This is a genomic window from Ruegeria sp. SATB027, assembly GCF_059613825.1.
In genome coordinates, this window is the sequence record NZ_JBXWTH010000087.1 from 1 (window position 1) to 16278 (window position 16278).

Consider the following 16278-nt stretch of genomic DNA (forward strand, 5'->3'; position numbering starts at 1 on the left):
CTGATCGCCCCGATCGCGATGGAAAACGGCCTGCGTTTCGCCATCCGCGAAGGCGGCCGCACCGTCGGCGCCGGCGTTGTTTCCAAAATTATTGAATAATTTTGGAAAGCGGTGGGCGGCAGTTGCTCTGAAAGAGCAATGAGAGCCTACTCGGTTGAACTAAAGAAGGCCGCTCCCACACCGGGGCGGCCTTTTTCTTGTCGTTCGACTGAGACTGATTGTGTCTTGCGCCCTAACCGCCAACGATTAGTTTCCTAGCAACTTTGGAGAATGAAGGAATTTGGTAAATTGATCGAAGTTGATGACGCCACTCGAAAATTCTGGGCGATATTCCAACCCGGTTACCCCGAAAGGATGGTCGAAGTAGCTGAGGAGAAACGTCGTTTCGCCTACTATACGAACGCAGATACAGCTCTGAAAGTCATCAGCAATAAGGAGCTTTGGTTCCGTAATGCGACCGTAATGAACGACTTTTCGGAAATATCATATGGTATTGATCTAATACAAAAAGTCTTTTCGGGAGAGGCTGGAGAACGTTTTAGGGAGGCTGTCGAGGATATATTTGAGGGAACGATCAGTCTTGTTGATAAACGCTTGCAAGGTTGGATGCATGATTGGGAGTTAGAAACCTACATCGCATGCATCTCTGAGCACAGTGAGGATGAGGACAAGAGTGGTCGGCTGTCAATGTGGCGTGCCTACGGCGATACAGCACTTGTCGTAAATAATGCTCCAATGATGGCGTTTACTGATAAGTTGGCGGTCTACTCTGCGCCTGTGATGTATCTTTCTGAAGATGCGTATAAGGCACGGCTGGATCAAATCACGGACGCTATACTAATAAACCGCAAGTACTTGCAGTCATTGGGGCAAGATACACTCGTCACTTACATTCACCATATGTTGTTTCATACTGCGATCGTGACAAAGCACCCTGGGTTTTCTGAAGAGCGGGAATGGCGCCTCTTCTACCGGCCAAATGAAGAGCACAGCGCCGCTATGGAAAGGCGTGTCGAAGTGCTGGGCGGTGTTCCACAAATTGTCTATGTTCTGCCTTTGAAACATGATCCAGAAGTTGGCTTGTTTGGTGCTGATGTGCCAAGTTTGTTGGATCGAGTCATTATCGGGCCTACAGAGTACCCCTATGTAAGTGCTGAGGCATTCCGGCACGTGTTGGAACAGGCCAACGTGACTGAGCATCGAGAAAAGGTGGTTTCGTCAGATATTCCGTTGCGCACAGACTAAGACCTCAACACAAATGAAGTAGGAGGTAGGTTTCACTTACCCCCTTGCCAAACCCCGCCAACCCCACTAATACGCGCGAGTTCTCAACAAGAACGTCAAGGCGGGGTGATTCCCGCCTTTTGGGTTCGATGAGGGTTGGCGATGCGCGTCTGTCCTCCTCTCAACCCCAACGCCTGACAAAAGGCTGTTATTATGCAAAGCCAAAATATCCGTATTCGGCTGAAGGCATTTGACTATCGCGTTCTGGATGCCAGCACGCAAGAGATCGTCAACACTGCCAAGCGGACCGGCGCGAATGTGCGCGGCCCGATCCCGCTGCCGAACAAGATCGAGAAGTTCACGGTTCTCCGTGGCCCTCACGTTGACAAGAAATCCCGCGACCAGTTCGAGATCCGCACGCACAAGCGTCTGCTCGACATCGTTGATCCGACCCCCCAGACCGTGGACGCGCTGATGAAGCTCGACCTGGCTGCTGGTGTGGACGTCGAGATCAAGCTGCAGTCGTAAGATCGGAGGGTATAGAATATGCGCTCTGGTATTATCGCAAAAAAAGTTGGCATGACCCGCCTGTTCATGGAAGACGGCAAGCAGATCCCTGTGACCGTTCTTCACCTGGACAACCTGCAGGTTGTTGCACAGCGGACCGCTGAAAAAGACGGCTACACCGCCGTTCAGCTGGGCGCTGGTGCTGCCAAGGCAAAACGCACCTCGAAGGCCATGCGCGGCCACTATGCCGCTGCCAAGGTCGAGCCCAAGCGCAAGCTGGCCGAGTTCCGCGTCTCCGAAGATGGCCTGATCGAAGTGGGCGCCGAAATCTCGGCAGAACACTTCCTGGCTGGTCAGAAGGTTGACGTTTCGGGCACCTCGATCGGTAAAGGCTTTGCCGGTGCGATGAAGCGCCACAACTTCGGTGGTCTGCGCGCCTCGCACGGTGTGTCGATCAGCCACCGTTCGCACGGTTCGACCGGTCAGTGTCAGGACCCGGGCAAGGTGTTCAAAGGCAAGAAGATGGCCGGTCACATGGGTGCTGCCCGTGTTACCACCCAGAACCTCGAGGTTGTCAAAACCGACGCCGACCGTGGTCTGGTCTTCATCAAAGGCGCCGTTCCCGGACCGAAATCGGGCTGGGTCACCGTCAAGGACGCCGTGAAGAAGAAAGCACCGGAAGGCCTGCCTTTCCCGGCTGCTGTGAAATCGGCTGCAACCGAAGCACCTGCGGAAGAAGTATCCGCGGAAGGTGGTGAAGCATGAAACTTGATGTAATCAAACTGGACGGCGGCAAGGCCGGCGACATCGAGCTGGATGCAGACCTGTTCGGCCTCGAGCCGCGCGCGGACATCCTGCACCGTGTGGTCCGTTGGCAGCGTAACAACGCGCAGGCCGGCACCCACAAGGTCAAGACCCGCTCGGAAACCAGCTACTCGACCAAGAAGATCTACCGCCAGAAGGGCACCGGTGGCGCACGCCATGGTGACCGTAACGCACCGATCTTCCGCAAGGGTGGTATCTACAAGGGCCCGACCCCTCGTTCGCACGGCCACGACCTGCCGAAAAAGTTCCGCAAGCTTGGCCTGCGCCACGCTCTGTCGGCCAAAGCCAAAGCAGGTGAACTGGTTGTGATCGAGAACGCCGAAGCCGAAGGCAAGACCGCCGCACTGGCCAAACAGGTTGCAAACCTGGGCTGGAAACGCGCTCTGGTCATCGACGGCGCGACCGTGAACGAAGGGTTCCTGAAGGCGTCGCGCAACATCGAAGGTCTGGATATCCTGCCGTCGATGGGTGCAAACGTTTATGACATCCTCAAGCGTGACACCCTGGTGCTCACCAAAGCGGCTGTCGAAGCACTGGAGGCTCGTCTGAAATGAGCGCGAAGGCAGAACACTACGACGTGATCCGCAAGCCGATCATCACCGAAAAGTCGACCATGGCGTCCGAAAATGGCGCGGTTGTCTTTGAAGTGGCGATCGAAAGCAACAAGCCGCAGATCAAAGAGGCCGTTGAGGCACTGTTTGGTGTGAAGGTCAAGGCGGTGAACACCACCGTGACCAAAGGCAAGGTCAAGCGGTTCCGCGGCCAGCTGGGCCGTCGGAAAGACGTCAAGAAAGCATATGTGACCCTGGAAGAGGGTAACACAATCGACGTAAGCACCGGTCTCTGATCCAACGCTTACAGCGACACTTTTCGGCCCCGGTGGATCACTCCTCCGGGGCCGATTTCGTTTCAGACGTCAAAGCTCTGGGTTTGCGCGTCGGGGCAGGGCGGTCACACGTCCTCCAGCGGCCGCTCAGGACGATTCTGGCGTCACCGGCATATTGGTAGCCCATCAACAGCTATCGCACCCTCTGGCGGCCGCTGAGCGGCCTGCTCGCGGGGCAGGGCCTGCACTGAACATAGAAAAGGCGCCGTAAGGCGCCTTTGGGTCGGTTCAATTGTATGAGTGGTTACGAGCAATATACGTGCCGGTGTGCGATATCTGCGATGTCGCAGCGGCGGATGCCGATATCGTCCAGCTCACGGTTGCTCAGACGCTGCAACTCGGTATAGGTGCGCTGATACTCAGCAGCACGTGCGCGGGCTGTTTTGATCCGTGTGATCATGTCAGCGATCCGGGTGCCGAAGTTGAAGCCGGTATGGGTCAGTGTTGCAGTTGTCATCTCTGTATTCCTTTCTCGTATCAGGGCGTATTCCCTGACGTTTCCTTTTGAGTTCCTTCATTGGACAAGGCAGAGATAGGAGCGTTTGCTATCGCTAACAACGCAGATTTTGGTCTAGCCGATATGCATCTATTGAATGGCTATACATGTCGTGGGCCACGTCAATCACACGCCGCTTTCATTTCTTTCGCGCGTTTTTTTGCGGGCGGCCATCGCCCGACCATCACGTATGCTCAGCCCCATCAGTGTCAGATTGGTCGCCCCGGCAATCAGTTCGATGATCTGTACAATATAGAAGCTGGTATCAAACGAACCCGCGTTTGCCTTTGCGCTCAGGTAGACGGCGGCTGGAACAAGGACGATGAGCCCGTTCATAGCAATGATCGGCATCCGTTTCTTTTTGGCGAGCGCAGGGGCATCTTTTCGACGACGCCCAAGTGTCGCCCCGGATGCACCGACAATCACCATTGCAGGCACCAGAACAAAGAGCCCGCTGACGATCATGGACTTTACTGCCGCGACGGTCTCATGGTTTGCAAATAACTCACTGTACAAAGTGGATGTCCAGAATACGAGGATCGTAAGAAAGCCTACTACTCCGGCGATGGGGTGGATGGTTCTTAACATGTTGCTACTCCCAAATGAGGGTCAGGCGACGCAGTGGTTTTCGACTGCGAGCTTGCGAAGAAGATGTGGCCGGGCCACTGCGCTTGCTGGATAGTCCGCGATCCGACGCTGGAACTCGGGATGAGTGAATGCGTCGCGAAAGCTTTGCACGTTCTGCCAGATCGCGTAGTTCACAAAGGTCGAACTGCCCGCGATACCCTGATGGAGCTGGGTCGAGATATATCCCGGTTGCGATTTCATGATATCCGCATCATGCGCCCATGCCCGAAGCAGCGCCTTTTCGTCTTCGGCGTCCACCGTAAACAGGTTGATCAGCACCACCGGTCCTTCCTCGGTCTGCATCTGATCTGCCAGCGTGACGATCGTGTCCAACTCTTTGATACGAGCCATTTCGGTTCCCTTCGATTCTGAAATATAGCAAGCTATATAAAATTGCATAGCATGCTATTCAAGTGTAAATCCAGGACATGGACTTCGAAAAAGAAAACTCGGCCGGGTATCTGGTTAACCACATGGCACGATTGTTCGCAAAAGAGTTGCAGCAACGCATTGCGCCCTTTGGCATCGTCGTCGGGCAATTCCCAATCTTGCTGGAACTCTGGCTCAAAGACGGTGTGACGCAAAAGGATCTGCTGACCAAAATTGACGTCGAACAGGCGACATTGGCCAACACGCTTAACCGTATGGAACGTGATGGCTTGATCAAAAGAACGAAGAACCCTGCTGACGCCAGGGCTCAATTGATTTGGTTGACCGAGAAGGCCGCAGCACTTCGCAACAGCGCCTACGAGGCAGCTCAGAACGTGAATGCTGATGCATTACAGGTCTTGAATGACCCTGAGCGCGCACAATTCATGAACTATATGCGTCGAGTCATAGGCGGCATGCGCTCAAGGTGAATTGACGGAGGATCAGTTCACGGCACCGACAGGCAAGCCATTAAGCAAAAAACGCCCCCGACCGAGGTCGGAGGCGTTTCTAAGTCTTCGAAGCTGCGGGCTTAACCGCGCTCTTCGATGATCTCTACCAGATGCGGGATCTTGCGGATCATACCGCGCACCGAGGGAGTATCCTCCAGCTCACGGGTTCTGTGCATCTTGTTCAGGCCCAGGCCGATCAGGGTTGCGCGCTGTTCTGCGGGGCGGCGGATCGGCGAACCGACCTGTTTGACGACGATGGTTTTTGCCATGACGTGCTCTCCTTATGCTTCTGCTTCAGCAGCAGCCGGTGCGTCGTCCCGCTTGGGCAGGATGTCAGCAACCTTTTTGCCACGACGTGCGGCAACCGAACGCGGGCTCTGCTCTTTCTGCAGGCCGTCGATGGTGGCGCGGATCATGTTGTAGGGGTTCTGCGAGCCCAGCGACTTGGACACAACATCCTTGACGCCCAGCATTTCGAACACGGCACGCATCGGACCACCGGCGATGATACCGGTACCTTCAGGCGCGGCGCGCATAACCACTTTACCGGCGCCGTGACGGCCCTCGATGTCGTGGTGCAGGGTCCGACCTTCGCGCAGCTGTACGCGGATCATCTGACGCTTGGCTTGCTCAGTCGCCTTGCGGATGGCTTCAGGTACTTCTTTCGCTTTACCCTTGCCAAAGCCGACGCGGCCTTTCTGATCGCCGACAACCACCAGAGCGGCGAAGCCAAAGCGCTTACCACCTTTTACGGTTTTCGACACGCGGTTGATTGCGACCAGGCGATCTGCAAATTCCGGCGTTTCTTCACGGTCGCGGCCACGGCCCCGACGGTTTTCACGTTCTGCCATTTGGCATCCCTTTTCCTCTAGAGGCGCTTGCGGCGCCAATTGCTCAATCGAAGTGAACCCGTGAATGACATTCTCGGGCTCCCCGATCATCGAGGCGGGCGGACCCGCCTTCAAAGTGCCGGTGCCGGGCTGAAGCCCGGCCTACGGCGTCGATCAGGTAGGCCGGGCTTCAGCCCGGCGCACCATCAGATCTTCAGGCCACCTTCACGCGCAGCGTCGGCGACAGCCTTCACTTTGCCGTGGAACAGGAAGCCGCCACGATCGAAATAGGCCTCTTCGACGCCTGCCTTCTTGGCACGCTCGGCGATGGCCGCGCCCACTTTTGTGGCCGCTTCGACGTTGTTCTTGCCAACAACACCCAGGTCTTTTTCCAGGGTCGAGGCCGAGGCCAGGGTCACGCCACGTACGTCGTCGATCAGCTGAACAGAGATGTTCTTGTTCGAACGGTGTACGGACAGACGCGGACGACCCGCGTTGACCTTGCGAAGTTTGTTCCGAACGCGCAGGCGGCGCTTCAGAAACAGGGTTCTTTTGCTGTTTGCCATTGTCTGCGTCCTTACTTCTTCTTGCCTTCCTTGCGGAAGATGAACTCGCCCTTATAGCGGATGCCCTTGCCTTTGTACGGCTCGGGGCGGCGCCACTCGCGGATTTTGGCCGCGGTTTCGCCCACCAGCTGCTGGTCGATACCTTCCACAACGATCTCGGTCTGCTTCGGTGCGGTGATGGTGACACCTTCCGGAGCTGTGAAATCAACATCGTGGCTATAGCCCAGGTTCAGCTTCAGGGTGTTGCCCTGCATCTGCGCCCGGTAACCAACACCCTGGATCTCCAGTTCTTTTTTGAAGCCTGTGGTCACACCGGTTACCAGGTTGGCAACCATGGTGCGGCTCATGCCCCACTGCTGGCGGGCACGCTTGGACATGCCACGAGGGTCGATCTTGACCACGTTGTCTTCAACCGACAGCGTTACGTCGTCGGTGGCGGTGAAGCTTCGGGTGCCTTTCGGACCTTTGACTTCGATGGTCTGACCCGACACAGAGGCGGTTACGCCGCTGGGCAGCTCGACCGGTTTTTTACCAATACGAGACATTGCAGACCTCCTTAGAAGACGGTGCAGAGCACTTCGCCGCCAACATTGTTGGAGCGAGCGTTTGCGTCCGACATCACACCTTTCGGAGTGCTGACAATCGACACGCCCAGACCCTGACGGACCTGCGGGATGTCATTGACGCCCATGTATACGCGGCGACCGGGTTTCGAAACCCGCTTCAGTTCGCGAATGACAGGGGTGCCTTCGTAGTATTTCAGGCTGATTTCGATGGCCGGATGACCGTTTTCACCGGTCGTCTTTTCATAGCCACGGATGTAGCCTTCGTCCGCCAGCACGTCCAGAACCCAAACACGCAGCTTCGACGCCGGAGTGGAAACGGTGGACTTGCCGCGCATTTGCGCGTTGCGGATACGGGTGAGCATATCGCCGATAGGATCATTCATATCTATGTCTCCCTTACCAGCTCGATTTCACCATGCCGGGGATCTGACCAGCAGAACCCAGCTCGCGCAGCGCGATACGGCTGACCTTCAGCTTACGATAGTAAGCGTGGGGACGACCGGTCAGCTGACAACGGTTGTGCAGACGGGTAGCCGAGCTGTTGCGCGGCAGTTTCGCCAGTTTCAGACGCGCCTTGAAGCGCTCTTCCATCGGCTTGCTCTCGTCATTCGCGATTTCTTTCAGCTCGGCACGCTTTGCGGCATATTTGGCCACCAGGCGTTCGCGCTTCTTCTCGCGTTCGATCATTGCTTTCTTAGCCATGTCTCAATCCTCCCGGCGCTTACGCGTTGAACGGCATGTTGAATGCTTTCAACAGTGCCTTTGCTTCAGCGTCGGTTTTCGCTGTGGTGGCAATTACGATATCCAGGCCCCAGACCTCGTCGACCTTGTCGAAGTCGATTTCCGGGAACACGATGTGCTCTTTCATGCCCATGGCAAAGTTGCCACGACCGTCGAAAGAAGGCTTAACACCGCGGAAGTCACGAATACGCGGCATCGCGATCGTGATCAGACGATCCAGGAATTCGTACATCCGGTCACCGCGCAGGGTCACTTTCGCACCCAGCGGCATGTCTTCCCGGACGCGGAAACCCGCGATCGATTTCTTCGCCTTGGTTGCAACGGCCTGTTGACCGGCAATCGCAGTCAGATCCTCGACAGCAGCTTTCGCTTTCTTCGAGTCTTTGACGGCCTCAGCACCACAACCGATGTTCAGAACGATTTTTTCCAGCTTGGGCAGCTGCATGTCGTTCTTGTAGCCGAACTCTTCTTTCAGAGCGGCACGGATGGTCTCGGCGTACTGCGCTTTCAGGCGCGGGGTGTAGGTTGCGTTATCAAGCATCGATCACGTCCCCTGTGGTCTTGGCGAAACGCACCTTCTTGTCACCTTCCATACGGAAGCCAACGCGGGTTGCTTTGCCGTTCTTATCCAGCAGTGCCAGGTTCGACAGCTCGATCGGGTTTGCCTGAGGCAGGCGACCACCTTGCGAGGTTTGCGACTGGCGGGTGTGGCGGATGGCGATGTTGATACCATCGACAACAGCTTTACCGGCTTTGGGGTCAACCGAGGTGATAGTCCCCTCTTTGCCCTTGTCCTTGCCGGCCAGCACGACGACCTTGTCGCCTTTGCGGAGTTTAGCAGCCATGATTACAGCACCTCCGGAGCCAGCGAGATGATTTTCATGAAGTTCTTCGCGCGCAGTTCACGAACAACGGGGCCAAAGATACGGGTACCAATGGGCTCGTTGTTGTTGTTCAGGATGACGGCGGCGTTGCGATCGAAACGGATCGCGGTGCCGTCTTCGCGACGGACTTCCTTGGCGGTGCGTACGACGACGGCCTTGCGGACGTCACCTTTCTTTACGCGGCCGCGCGGGATGGCTTCCTTCACCGAGACGACAATGATGTCGCCGACGGAGGCGTATTTACGCTTGGAACCACCCAGGACCTTGATGCACTGAACTCGGCGTGCGCCAGAGTTGTCAGCGACATCCAGATTGGTCTGCATCTGGATCATGTGGTTTCTCCCGACCTGTGGGGGCTGGTCTGATTAAATCCCCCAGGGTTTCGACAAATGAAAAATCCCGGAAGCTTACGCTTCCAGAACTTCCCAACGTTTCGTCTTCGATTTCGGCGCGCATTCGATGATGCGTACAGAGTCGCCGACCTTGAAGGCGTTCTTTTCGTCATGAGCCCGGTATTTCTTGGACTTACGAACGGTTTTGTGCAGCAGCGGGTGCTTGAAACGGCGCTCGACCAGCACGGTGATGGTCTGTTCGTTGGCGTCGCTGGTCACGGTGCCTTGCAGGATACGCTTGGGCATCTGATTACTCCTCGGATGCCGCGGCAGCGGCCTTTTCGTTCAGGATGGTTTTGACGCGGGCAGCGTTGCGGCGGGCCGCTTTGATGCCAGCAGTGTTTTCCAGCTGACCGGTTGCCTGTTGAAAGCGCAGGTTAAAGCTTTCTTTCTTCAGGTTGACCAGTTCCTCGCGGAGCTGATCAGGGGTCTTGTCACGCAGTTCTTGGGCGTTCATCGCCTTTTTCCTTTGCTCAAAACACCAGAAGGCCCCGTACACGGGTCACCTTTGACCTGGTGGATGAATGATAGACATACGAATCGCCCGACAACGCCGGGAGACCGCAAGATGCCGCTCTATAGGGGGTTAGGGGTGGGGTGGCAAGGGAAAGTTTGCCATGCGGGAACAGGGGAATTCCCAAAATCAAAACCCCGCGTGTGTCACCGTGTCAGACCCTGGCTATTTGCCACTCTGGTCAATACGGACAGCATCTCGGAAACCTCTTCCGGTGAAAGACGGCCATGACCGTCCAGGAACGCTCCGATGTCACGCCCGGTATATCGCCCCGTCAGCTTCCCTTCGTCAAGGATCAGATTGTTTCGCACGAGCTCCACGGCGGTCACGTGGCAAATACGGCATTTCTCGATGAAGATCCCGCCCGAGTCCCGGATAATTCGGAAATGAGCAAGCAGAACCTCGGCCTTGTCCGGAGTCACCCCGCCATGACCGGAGCGCAGGTAAATTTCGACCGCCCGTCCGGACCGGGCTCCGACCAGCACGCCATCTGACACATTAAGCTCATCCCAAACGAAATCACCGGAATGGGGGGCGTGGCATCCGGAACAGCTGTTTTCGTAGATGCGGTGCGGGTCGACCTCCTGTCCCACAACGCCAGTCGCGCTTGAGACCAGTAGCCCTATGACCAATGTGACAAATCTCAGCACGGTGTGTCCGATCAAACCAGATACGCGGCACTTCGGTCCGACTCATCAGGCAGACCGACGCATTGGAGCGGAGTCTACAACGAGCAGGCTTAAGTGTGCTTGATCCCGATCAATCAAACAGGTGCAGAAGTCAGCCCTGCCAGAAACGGTCAGTCCCACTTATAGTTGAAACTCACCGAAATCCGCTCTTCCTCGGCCATGTTCATCGGCACCTCGTGGCGCAGCCAGCTTTCCCATAGCAGCACATCGCCCACCTGCGGCTTCATATAGATGAAGGGCTGCAAATCGCGTCGCCCGCCTTTCAGCCGCGTCGGCGCGGCCATCATACGGCCTGAGCGCGGGTCTTCCAGTTTCAGCGCACTCGCGCCTTCAGGCATCGCCACATAGGTGGTGCCGGAAATCACACTGTGCGGGTGCAGATGGCTGGAATGCATGCCACCCTCGGGCAGGATGTTGATCCACAGGTCTTCCAGCTTCAGCTCACCCTCACCCAGATCAAACTCCAGATCCTTGGCAAAAGCCGCCACATGGCTGTCCAGCGCCTTGACCAGATCGGCGAATATCGGAAACCGCCAGGGCAGGTCGGTCAGCGAGGCATAGCTGGTGTAACCGGGATAGCCGTTTTCTTCGCACCAGTCCTGACCGGCTTCGTCATCCTCGGCGATGACAAGGCACGAGCTTTCCAACTCCTCCGCATCGATCGGGGGACCGAATTCGGACAAGGAGGCACGATAGAGGCGGGTGACGAAGAGTGATTCAATCTGTGGCATGGCGCTGTCTTAAACCAGCCGCGCGGTGAAGGCGATGGCTGTTTTGCGAGGCTCTGCCTCGCGCTCCGGGATATTTGCAGCCAGATGAAGAACGGATCCCCTGCTTCATCTGGCCCAAAATATCCCGGGGGAGGCGCGCGGCACGCGCGACGGGGGCAGAGCCCCTATAGAAAAACCCCCGCCGGTGTTCCGACGGGGGTCAATCTTGTCACGAGCGGGGGTGCCCCCGGATCGTTTACCAGTCTTCGCGAACCACGACGCGGGTCTTGATCGGCAGCTTCATCGCGGCCAGGCGCAGGGCCTCGCGGGCGATGTCGTCATTGACGCCGTCGATCTCGAACATCACGCGACCGGGCTTGACCTTGCAAACCCAGCGGTCGACCGAACCCTTACCTTTACCCATACGAACTTCGATCGGCTTTGCAGTGACCGGAGTGTCGGGGAAGATGCGGATCCAGACACGGCCCTGACGCTTCATGTGACGCGTCATGGCACGACGTGCAGCTTCGATCTGGCGTGCGGTTACACGCTCAGGCTCGATCGCTTTCAGGCCGTAGGTGCCAAAGTTCAGATCAGAGCCGCCCTTGGCTTCGCCCTTGATCCGGCCTTTGTGCAACTTGCGGAATTTTGTACGCTTTGGTTGAAGCATATCTTTCCCTCCTTAGCGACGACCGCCACCAGCACCACGAGGTGCAGGGCCGTCCTGGAGTTCCTGTGCTTTACGGTCACGTGCCTGCGGATCGTGCTCCATGATCTCCCCTTTGAAGATCCAGACCTTGATCCCGATGATCCCGTAGGGGGTCATCGCTTCGGCATGTGCGTAATCGATGTCGGCGCGCAGCGTGTGCAGCGGCACACGGCCTTCGCGGTACCATTCGGTCCGTGCGATTTCGGCACCACCCAGACGGCCAGCGACGTTCACCCGGATACCCAGGGCGCCCATGCGCATGGCGTTCTGTACGGCACGCTTCATCGCGCGGCGGAACGAAACACGGCGTTCCAGCTGCTGAGCGATTGACTCGGCAACCAGCTGACCGTCAAGCTCGGGCTTGCGCACTTCGACGATGTTCAGGTGCAGTTCGCTGTCGGTCATCGCGGCCAGCTTCTTGCGCAGAACTTCGATGTCCGCACCTTTCTTGCCGATGATGACACCCGGACGTGCGGTGTGGATCGTAACGCGGCACTTCTTGTGCGGACGTTCGATGATCACACGGGCAACACCGGCCTGCTTGCACTCTTTCTGGATGAACTCACGGATCTTGAGGTCTTCCAGAAGAAGATCACCGTAGTCCTTGGTATCTGCGTACCAGCGGCTGTCCCAGGTGCGGTTGACCTGAAGGCGCATGCCGATCGGATTGACTTTATGTCCCATTAGGCTTGCTCCTCAACTTGACGCACCTTGATGGTGATCTCCGAGAACGGCTTCATGATCTTGCCGAAACGGCCACGGGCACGCGGGCGACCGCGCTTCATGACCAGGTTCTTGCCAACCCAGGCTTCGGCGACGATCAGCTCGTCAACGTCCAGGTTGTGGTTGTTTTCGGCATTCGCGATTGCGGACTGCAGGCACTTCTTGACGTCCTGCGCGACGCGCTTGTTCGAGAAAGTCAGGTCGGTCAGGGCCTTCTCGACTTTCTTGCCGCGGATCATTTGCGCAACCAGGTTCAGTTTCTGCGGGCTGGTGCGAAGCATGCGCGTTTTCGCCATTGCTTCGTTTTCAGCCACGCGGCGGGGGTTCTTTTCCTTGCCCATGACTTACTTCCGCTTCGCTTTTTTGTCTGCGGCGTGGCCATAATAGGTCCGTGTCGGCGAATATTCACCGAACTTCTGACCGATCATGTCTTCCGAGACGTTTACCGGGATATGCTTCTGGCCGTTGTACACACCAAAGGTCAGACCCACGAACTGGGGCAGGATGGTGGAACGACGCGACCAGATCTTGATGACTTCGTTGCGGCCCGACTCGCGCGCTGCTTCGGCTTTTTTCAGCACGTAAGCATCGACGAAAGGACCCTTCCAAACAGAGCGAGACATGGATTAACGTCCCTTCTTCTTGGCGTGCCGCGAGCGGATGATCAGCTTCTGGGACGCTTTGTTCTTGTTGCGGGTACGCTTACCCTTGGTGTCCTTACCCCACGGCGTAACCGGCGTACGGCCACCCGAGGTACGACCCTCACCACCACCATGCGGGTGATCGATCGGGTTCATAGCAACACCACGAACCGACGGACGCACGCCCTTGTGGCGCATACGACCGGCTTTACCGAGGTTCTGGTTGCTGTTGTCGGGGTTGGACACGGCACCGATGGTGGCCATGCATTCCTGACGGACCATGCGCAGCTCGCCCGAGCTCAGACGGATCTGAGCGTAACCGCCATCGCGGCCCACGAATTGCGCGTAAGTACCGGCCGCACGTGCGATCTGACCGCCTTTGCCAGGCTTCATCTCGATGTTGTGGACGATGGTACCGATTGGCATGCCCGAGAACGGCATTGCGTTGCCCGGCTTGATATCGGCCTTTGCCGACGCGATGACCTTGTCACCAACAGCCAGACGCTGCGGAGCCAGGATATACGCCTGCTCGCCGTCTTCGTATTTTACCAGTGCGATGAACGCGGTCCGGTTCGGGTCATATTCGATCCGCTCGACGGTTGCCGCGACATCAAATTTGTTCCGTTTGAAGTCAACGATCCGGTAGAGACGCTTTGCGCCACCGCCGCGGCGGCGTGAAGTGATCCGTCCGGTGTTGTTCCGGCCGCCCGATTTGGTCAAACCCTCTGTAAGAGACTTGACCGGACGTCCTTTCCAAAGCTCCGAACGGTCGATCAGCACCAGCCCGCGCTGGCCCGGCGTCGTCGGCTTGTACGACTTGAGTGCCATGCTTTCTGTCTTCCGTTTAGCAAGTGCAGGGGAGGTCCCCCGCTATGTGATAGGCCCCCGTAGGTGCCAAAGGTATAGGGCCCCGAAGGTCCCCGGTTGCAAAATATCTAAGGCCCCGGAACGAATCCGAGGCCGCAAGATTGGGTGCATGTAACAGGGTTGGGGGTGGGTGTCCAGCCTCATACCAACCGCAACCGAAAACTCATTTAGGCTGCACGCGCGTCAAAATTTGAGATTGAAAAGTGAGCTAAGAATTTGCTCCACAATCTCGCGATAATCATCCAATTCAACGTCAGTAATCTGAACAGTTGCTCGCTCGTGAACCAATTTGTTCCTTCTGTCGTAGTAGTGACGAACTTTGTTCCATACAATATCATCTAGCTTCAGGTGAGGTTTGACTAGATTGATGACTTCGTGCCGCCTCTTGAAAAGTTCAAGAAGCTTCGCATCGCCATACTGGTCAGGTCGGAACAGGTCAGCCCTGTGAACAATGAATTCTTTCAGGGCGATCTCAAGGTTGCTATCCAAGATCACAAGAGATAGGCGATTTCTTGTCTGAATTTTCTTTCTTGAAATTGTGTCAGCTACTCCCATCGCTTCCACAAGGCCCAGAGTCCAAGGCTGTTTTTGTATTGTGTCTGCATTGGCGTCTATTAGCCTGTCTGGATACGACTTCCTTCTACCTCGGGGCAATGGCAGGTCTATTACCCTTTTTGCAGTGCCATCTCCTTCCAAGTCTATAACGTCAACCTCGCCCTGCTGATGAGCGAAGACCTGTTCTTCTCGAACATTCTTCAATCGGCGCGATACTTTGGTAAAATAGGAATTTAGAGCGATGATCCTATCCCTAATCGCAAGATAGGTTGGGTGGCTCCAATTGATCCCACTTTTGCTTGACGTCCAAGGCATAAGCTCCGGGGGACCTGTTAGCTCGACAATGGTTCTGGCCAACGAAGCGTCAGGGTGTGGTACGCCGGCTTCACCCTTGTAGAAACCTACCTCGTAAGATTTTTCGTGGGCGATGATTAATCGATCGTTGCAGTAAACGTACACACCGTAGTTTTCCTCGATCGGGTTTCGGTCCTGAAGCAATCCAGCCGTAATCCTGACGGCGACCGCCTGATCATCGCTTGGGTAGATGTTGAATTCAGAAAGCTTCGGTTTGTGTTCTGGCGGGTATGCCCAAACATCAAACTCTGTTTTTCCAACACTCACACCATTTACCCTGATATCACATCCGTTACCGATAAACTTGGAATAGACTTCGGATATGTGCCTTTGAAGTGTCTCAACATCCTGATGCGAAAAGCCCTGCCTTAAGCTGGATATTGAAACGTTGGTGGTACCCGGGTCGATGTCGCGCACATGCTCAACTTCAACGTCCCAGGTGTCTTTAGCTAGCCATTCATCAGAAAGTACAAAACGGAATGTTTCGTTTGTCTCATGCCTCGACGAGACTTCGACACGCTGACCCAATGCGACACCCGCTCGCTTACCTCCAACTCCAAAGTTCCCGATAAAATGAAAACCAACTTCATCGCGCGAAGCTCCCGGTGACACAAGTAGTTGAATGTCGTCTCTCGGTACCCCACCGGCATTGTCTCGAACGGCAATGAGTTGTCGATCTACGTTAAGGAACAAGTCAATTTGAACTGAATTACGACGCCCTCGTGCAGTCCAATGATCAATTGCGTTATCGATCAACTCGCAGACCGATGTGCTCAATCCATAATCCGCGATTATTGACCTAAAGAGTCGCTTCTGCGGAGTACCGTCAATAGAAAATGATTTTGTCGACATATCATTGTTGATACTACCCTAGGATTGAGCAGAGAAGATACATCTACAAGTTAAGGTTTTTGAGATATTGCGTCACATAGTTGTCACGCAATAAAAACCCCCGCTTTCGCAGAGGCCTTTATATCTCACCAAAGATGGGTTCGATCAGAGACCGGCGGACACTGATCCTCCCCCTCTGAAGTGGTCCGCCGTTATGGTTAAGAAAACGGAGGAACCACATGGCGAACAAGCGACCGAAG

Annotated in this window: 29 protein-coding genes; 7 read left to right on the top strand and 22 right to left on the bottom strand. The window is 56.0% G+C overall.

Annotation, left to right across the window (positions count from 1 at the left end; translation table 11 throughout):
- From AC2FPW_RS20435 to AC2FPW_RS20460, 6 genes are all read left to right on the top strand, one after another.
- Nucleotides 1–99, top strand: a 99-nt coding sequence (locus AC2FPW_RS20435) for an EF-Tu C-terminal domain-related protein (protein WP_496815172.1), incomplete at its 5' end; no start/stop codon positions are given.
- A gap of 171 nt (nucleotides 100–270) precedes the next feature.
- Complete coding sequence (locus tag AC2FPW_RS20440; RefSeq protein WP_496815167.1) at nucleotides 271–1245, top strand: DUF2971 domain-containing protein; 975 nt, start codon at nucleotides 271–273, stop codon at nucleotides 1243–1245.
- 192 nt (nucleotides 1246–1437) lie between these two features.
- Nucleotides 1438–1752 carry a 30S ribosomal protein S10 gene (gene rpsJ, locus AC2FPW_RS20445; RefSeq protein WP_008756422.1) on the top strand — a complete coding sequence of 105 codons (315 nt, stop codon included), beginning with the start codon at nucleotides 1438–1440 and terminating at the stop codon, nucleotides 1750–1752.
- An 18-nt stretch (nucleotides 1753–1770) separates the two neighbouring features.
- The gene (rplC, locus tag AC2FPW_RS20450; RefSeq protein WP_171638102.1) at nucleotides 1771–2496 is read left to right on the top strand and encodes a 50S ribosomal protein L3; all 726 of its coding nucleotides are present in this window, start codon (nucleotides 1771–1773) and stop codon (nucleotides 2494–2496) included.
- Nucleotides 2493–3110, top strand: a complete 618-nt coding sequence (gene rplD, locus AC2FPW_RS20455; RefSeq protein WP_171638100.1) for a 50S ribosomal protein L4 — start codon at nucleotides 2493–2495, stop codon at nucleotides 3108–3110. Before rplC ends, rplD begins: the two co-directional genes overlap by 4 nt.
- A complete protein-coding gene (locus AC2FPW_RS20460; protein WP_170609990.1) occupies nucleotides 3107–3403 on the top strand; it encodes a 50S ribosomal protein L23 in 297 nt (98 codons plus the stop codon). Before rplD ends, AC2FPW_RS20460 begins: the two co-directional genes overlap by 4 nt.
- Before the next feature lie 283 nt (nucleotides 3404–3686).
- On the opposite strand, the gene AC2FPW_RS20465 is transcribed toward AC2FPW_RS20460, so the two are convergent.
- From AC2FPW_RS20465 to AC2FPW_RS20475, 3 genes are all read right to left on the bottom strand, one after another.
- Nucleotides 3687–3899 carry a DUF1127 domain-containing protein gene (locus AC2FPW_RS20465; RefSeq protein WP_209505835.1) on the bottom strand — a complete coding sequence of 71 codons (213 nt, stop codon included), beginning with the start codon at nucleotides 3897–3899 and terminating at the stop codon, nucleotides 3687–3689.
- A 165-nt stretch (nucleotides 3900–4064) separates the two neighbouring features.
- On the bottom strand, nucleotides 4065–4526 hold the full coding sequence (locus AC2FPW_RS20470; RefSeq protein ID WP_480774307.1) for a hypothetical protein: 462 nt from the start codon (nucleotides 4524–4526) through the stop codon (nucleotides 4065–4067).
- Nucleotides 4527–4547: 21 nt separating this feature from the next.
- Nucleotides 4548–4916: an antibiotic biosynthesis monooxygenase family protein gene (locus AC2FPW_RS20475; protein ID WP_496815169.1), complete on the bottom strand. Its 369-nt coding sequence runs from the start codon at nucleotides 4914–4916 to the stop codon at nucleotides 4548–4550.
- A gap of 77 nt (nucleotides 4917–4993) precedes the next feature.
- On the opposite strand from AC2FPW_RS20475, the gene AC2FPW_RS20480 reads away from it, so the two are divergent.
- Nucleotides 4994–5425 (top strand): MarR family winged helix-turn-helix transcriptional regulator, encoded by a 432-nt coding sequence (locus AC2FPW_RS20480; RefSeq protein WP_267364814.1) that lies wholly within the window; start codon nucleotides 4994–4996, stop codon nucleotides 5423–5425.
- Between the two features lie 101 nt (nucleotides 5426–5526).
- On the opposite strand, the gene rpmD is transcribed toward AC2FPW_RS20480, so the two are convergent.
- The 19 genes from rpmD to AC2FPW_RS20575 all read right to left on the bottom strand — a co-directional run bounded on the left by rpmD (nucleotide 5527) and on the right by AC2FPW_RS20575 (nucleotide 15964).
- Nucleotides 5527–5715, bottom strand: a complete 189-nt coding sequence (gene rpmD, locus AC2FPW_RS20485; protein ID WP_267364815.1) for a 50S ribosomal protein L30 — start codon at nucleotides 5713–5715, stop codon at nucleotides 5527–5529.
- Nucleotides 5716–5727: 12 nt separating this feature from the next.
- Complete coding sequence (gene rpsE, locus AC2FPW_RS20490) at nucleotides 5728–6297, bottom strand: 30S ribosomal protein S5 (protein WP_209505839.1); 570 nt, start codon at nucleotides 6295–6297, stop codon at nucleotides 5728–5730.
- A 185-nt stretch (nucleotides 6298–6482) separates the two neighbouring features.
- Complete coding sequence (gene rplR / locus AC2FPW_RS20495; protein WP_010437103.1) at nucleotides 6483–6842, bottom strand: 50S ribosomal protein L18; 360 nt, start codon at nucleotides 6840–6842, stop codon at nucleotides 6483–6485.
- Nucleotides 6843–6853: 11 nt separating this feature from the next.
- Nucleotides 6854–7387 (bottom strand): 50S ribosomal protein L6, encoded by a 534-nt coding sequence (rplF, locus tag AC2FPW_RS20500; protein ID WP_170467582.1) that lies wholly within the window; start codon nucleotides 7385–7387, stop codon nucleotides 6854–6856.
- Nucleotides 7388–7398: 11 nt separating this feature from the next.
- Complete coding sequence (gene rpsH, locus AC2FPW_RS20505; RefSeq protein ID WP_209505841.1) at nucleotides 7399–7791, bottom strand: 30S ribosomal protein S8; 393 nt, start codon at nucleotides 7789–7791, stop codon at nucleotides 7399–7401.
- A gap of 13 nt (nucleotides 7792–7804) precedes the next feature.
- Nucleotides 7805–8110: a 30S ribosomal protein S14 gene (gene rpsN / locus AC2FPW_RS20510; protein WP_010437098.1), complete on the bottom strand. Its 306-nt coding sequence runs from the start codon at nucleotides 8108–8110 to the stop codon at nucleotides 7805–7807.
- 19 nt (nucleotides 8111–8129) lie between these two features.
- Nucleotides 8130–8690 carry a 50S ribosomal protein L5 gene (rplE, locus tag AC2FPW_RS20515; RefSeq protein ID WP_209505843.1) on the bottom strand — a complete coding sequence of 187 codons (561 nt, stop codon included), beginning with the start codon at nucleotides 8688–8690 and terminating at the stop codon, nucleotides 8130–8132.
- The gene (rplX, locus tag AC2FPW_RS20520; protein WP_010437096.1) at nucleotides 8683–8994 is read right to left on the bottom strand and encodes a 50S ribosomal protein L24; all 312 of its coding nucleotides are present in this window, start codon (nucleotides 8992–8994) and stop codon (nucleotides 8683–8685) included. The genes rplE and rplX overlap by 8 nt, the downstream gene beginning before the upstream one ends.
- Before the next feature lie 2 nt (nucleotides 8995–8996).
- Nucleotides 8997–9365, bottom strand: coding sequence for a 50S ribosomal protein L14 (rplN, locus tag AC2FPW_RS20525; RefSeq protein WP_011567679.1), 369 nt, complete (start codon nucleotides 9363–9365; stop codon nucleotides 8997–8999).
- A 75-nt stretch (nucleotides 9366–9440) separates the two neighbouring features.
- Nucleotides 9441–9671 (bottom strand): 30S ribosomal protein S17, encoded by a 231-nt coding sequence (gene rpsQ / locus AC2FPW_RS20530; protein WP_209505845.1) that lies wholly within the window; start codon nucleotides 9669–9671, stop codon nucleotides 9441–9443.
- Between the two features lie 4 nt (nucleotides 9672–9675).
- Nucleotides 9676–9882, bottom strand: a complete 207-nt coding sequence (gene rpmC, locus AC2FPW_RS20535) for a 50S ribosomal protein L29 (protein ID WP_209505847.1) — start codon at nucleotides 9880–9882, stop codon at nucleotides 9676–9678.
- Nucleotides 9883–10085: 203 nt separating this feature from the next.
- Nucleotides 10086–10589, bottom strand: coding sequence for a hypothetical protein (locus AC2FPW_RS20540; RefSeq protein ID WP_496815170.1), 504 nt, complete (start codon nucleotides 10587–10589; stop codon nucleotides 10086–10088).
- Nucleotides 10590–10738: 149 nt separating this feature from the next.
- Nucleotides 10739–11359, bottom strand: coding sequence for a 2OG-Fe(II) oxygenase family protein (locus AC2FPW_RS20545; RefSeq protein WP_480487322.1), 621 nt, complete (start codon nucleotides 11357–11359; stop codon nucleotides 10739–10741).
- A gap of 235 nt (nucleotides 11360–11594) precedes the next feature.
- Nucleotides 11595–12008, bottom strand: coding sequence for a 50S ribosomal protein L16 (gene rplP, locus AC2FPW_RS20550; protein ID WP_267364819.1), 414 nt, complete (start codon nucleotides 12006–12008; stop codon nucleotides 11595–11597).
- 12 nt (nucleotides 12009–12020) lie between these two features.
- On the bottom strand, nucleotides 12021–12731 hold the full coding sequence (gene rpsC, locus AC2FPW_RS20555; protein ID WP_209505853.1) for a 30S ribosomal protein S3: 711 nt from the start codon (nucleotides 12729–12731) through the stop codon (nucleotides 12021–12023).
- On the bottom strand, nucleotides 12731–13111 hold the full coding sequence (rplV, locus tag AC2FPW_RS20560; RefSeq protein ID WP_039538267.1) for a 50S ribosomal protein L22: 381 nt from the start codon (nucleotides 13109–13111) through the stop codon (nucleotides 12731–12733). The genes rpsC and rplV overlap by 1 nt, the downstream gene beginning before the upstream one ends.
- 3 nt (nucleotides 13112–13114) lie before the next feature.
- Nucleotides 13115–13393, bottom strand: coding sequence for a 30S ribosomal protein S19 (gene rpsS / locus AC2FPW_RS20565; protein ID WP_005980699.1), 279 nt, complete (start codon nucleotides 13391–13393; stop codon nucleotides 13115–13117).
- 3 nt (nucleotides 13394–13396) lie between these two features.
- Nucleotides 13397–14239 (bottom strand): 50S ribosomal protein L2, encoded by an 843-nt coding sequence (gene rplB, locus AC2FPW_RS20570; protein ID WP_170531634.1) that lies wholly within the window; start codon nucleotides 14237–14239, stop codon nucleotides 13397–13399.
- 222 nt (nucleotides 14240–14461) lie between these two features.
- On the bottom strand, nucleotides 14462–15964 hold the full coding sequence (locus AC2FPW_RS20575) for an ATP-binding protein (RefSeq protein WP_496815171.1): 1503 nt from the start codon (nucleotides 15962–15964) through the stop codon (nucleotides 14462–14464).
- Nucleotides 15965–16278 lie beyond the last annotated feature (314 nt).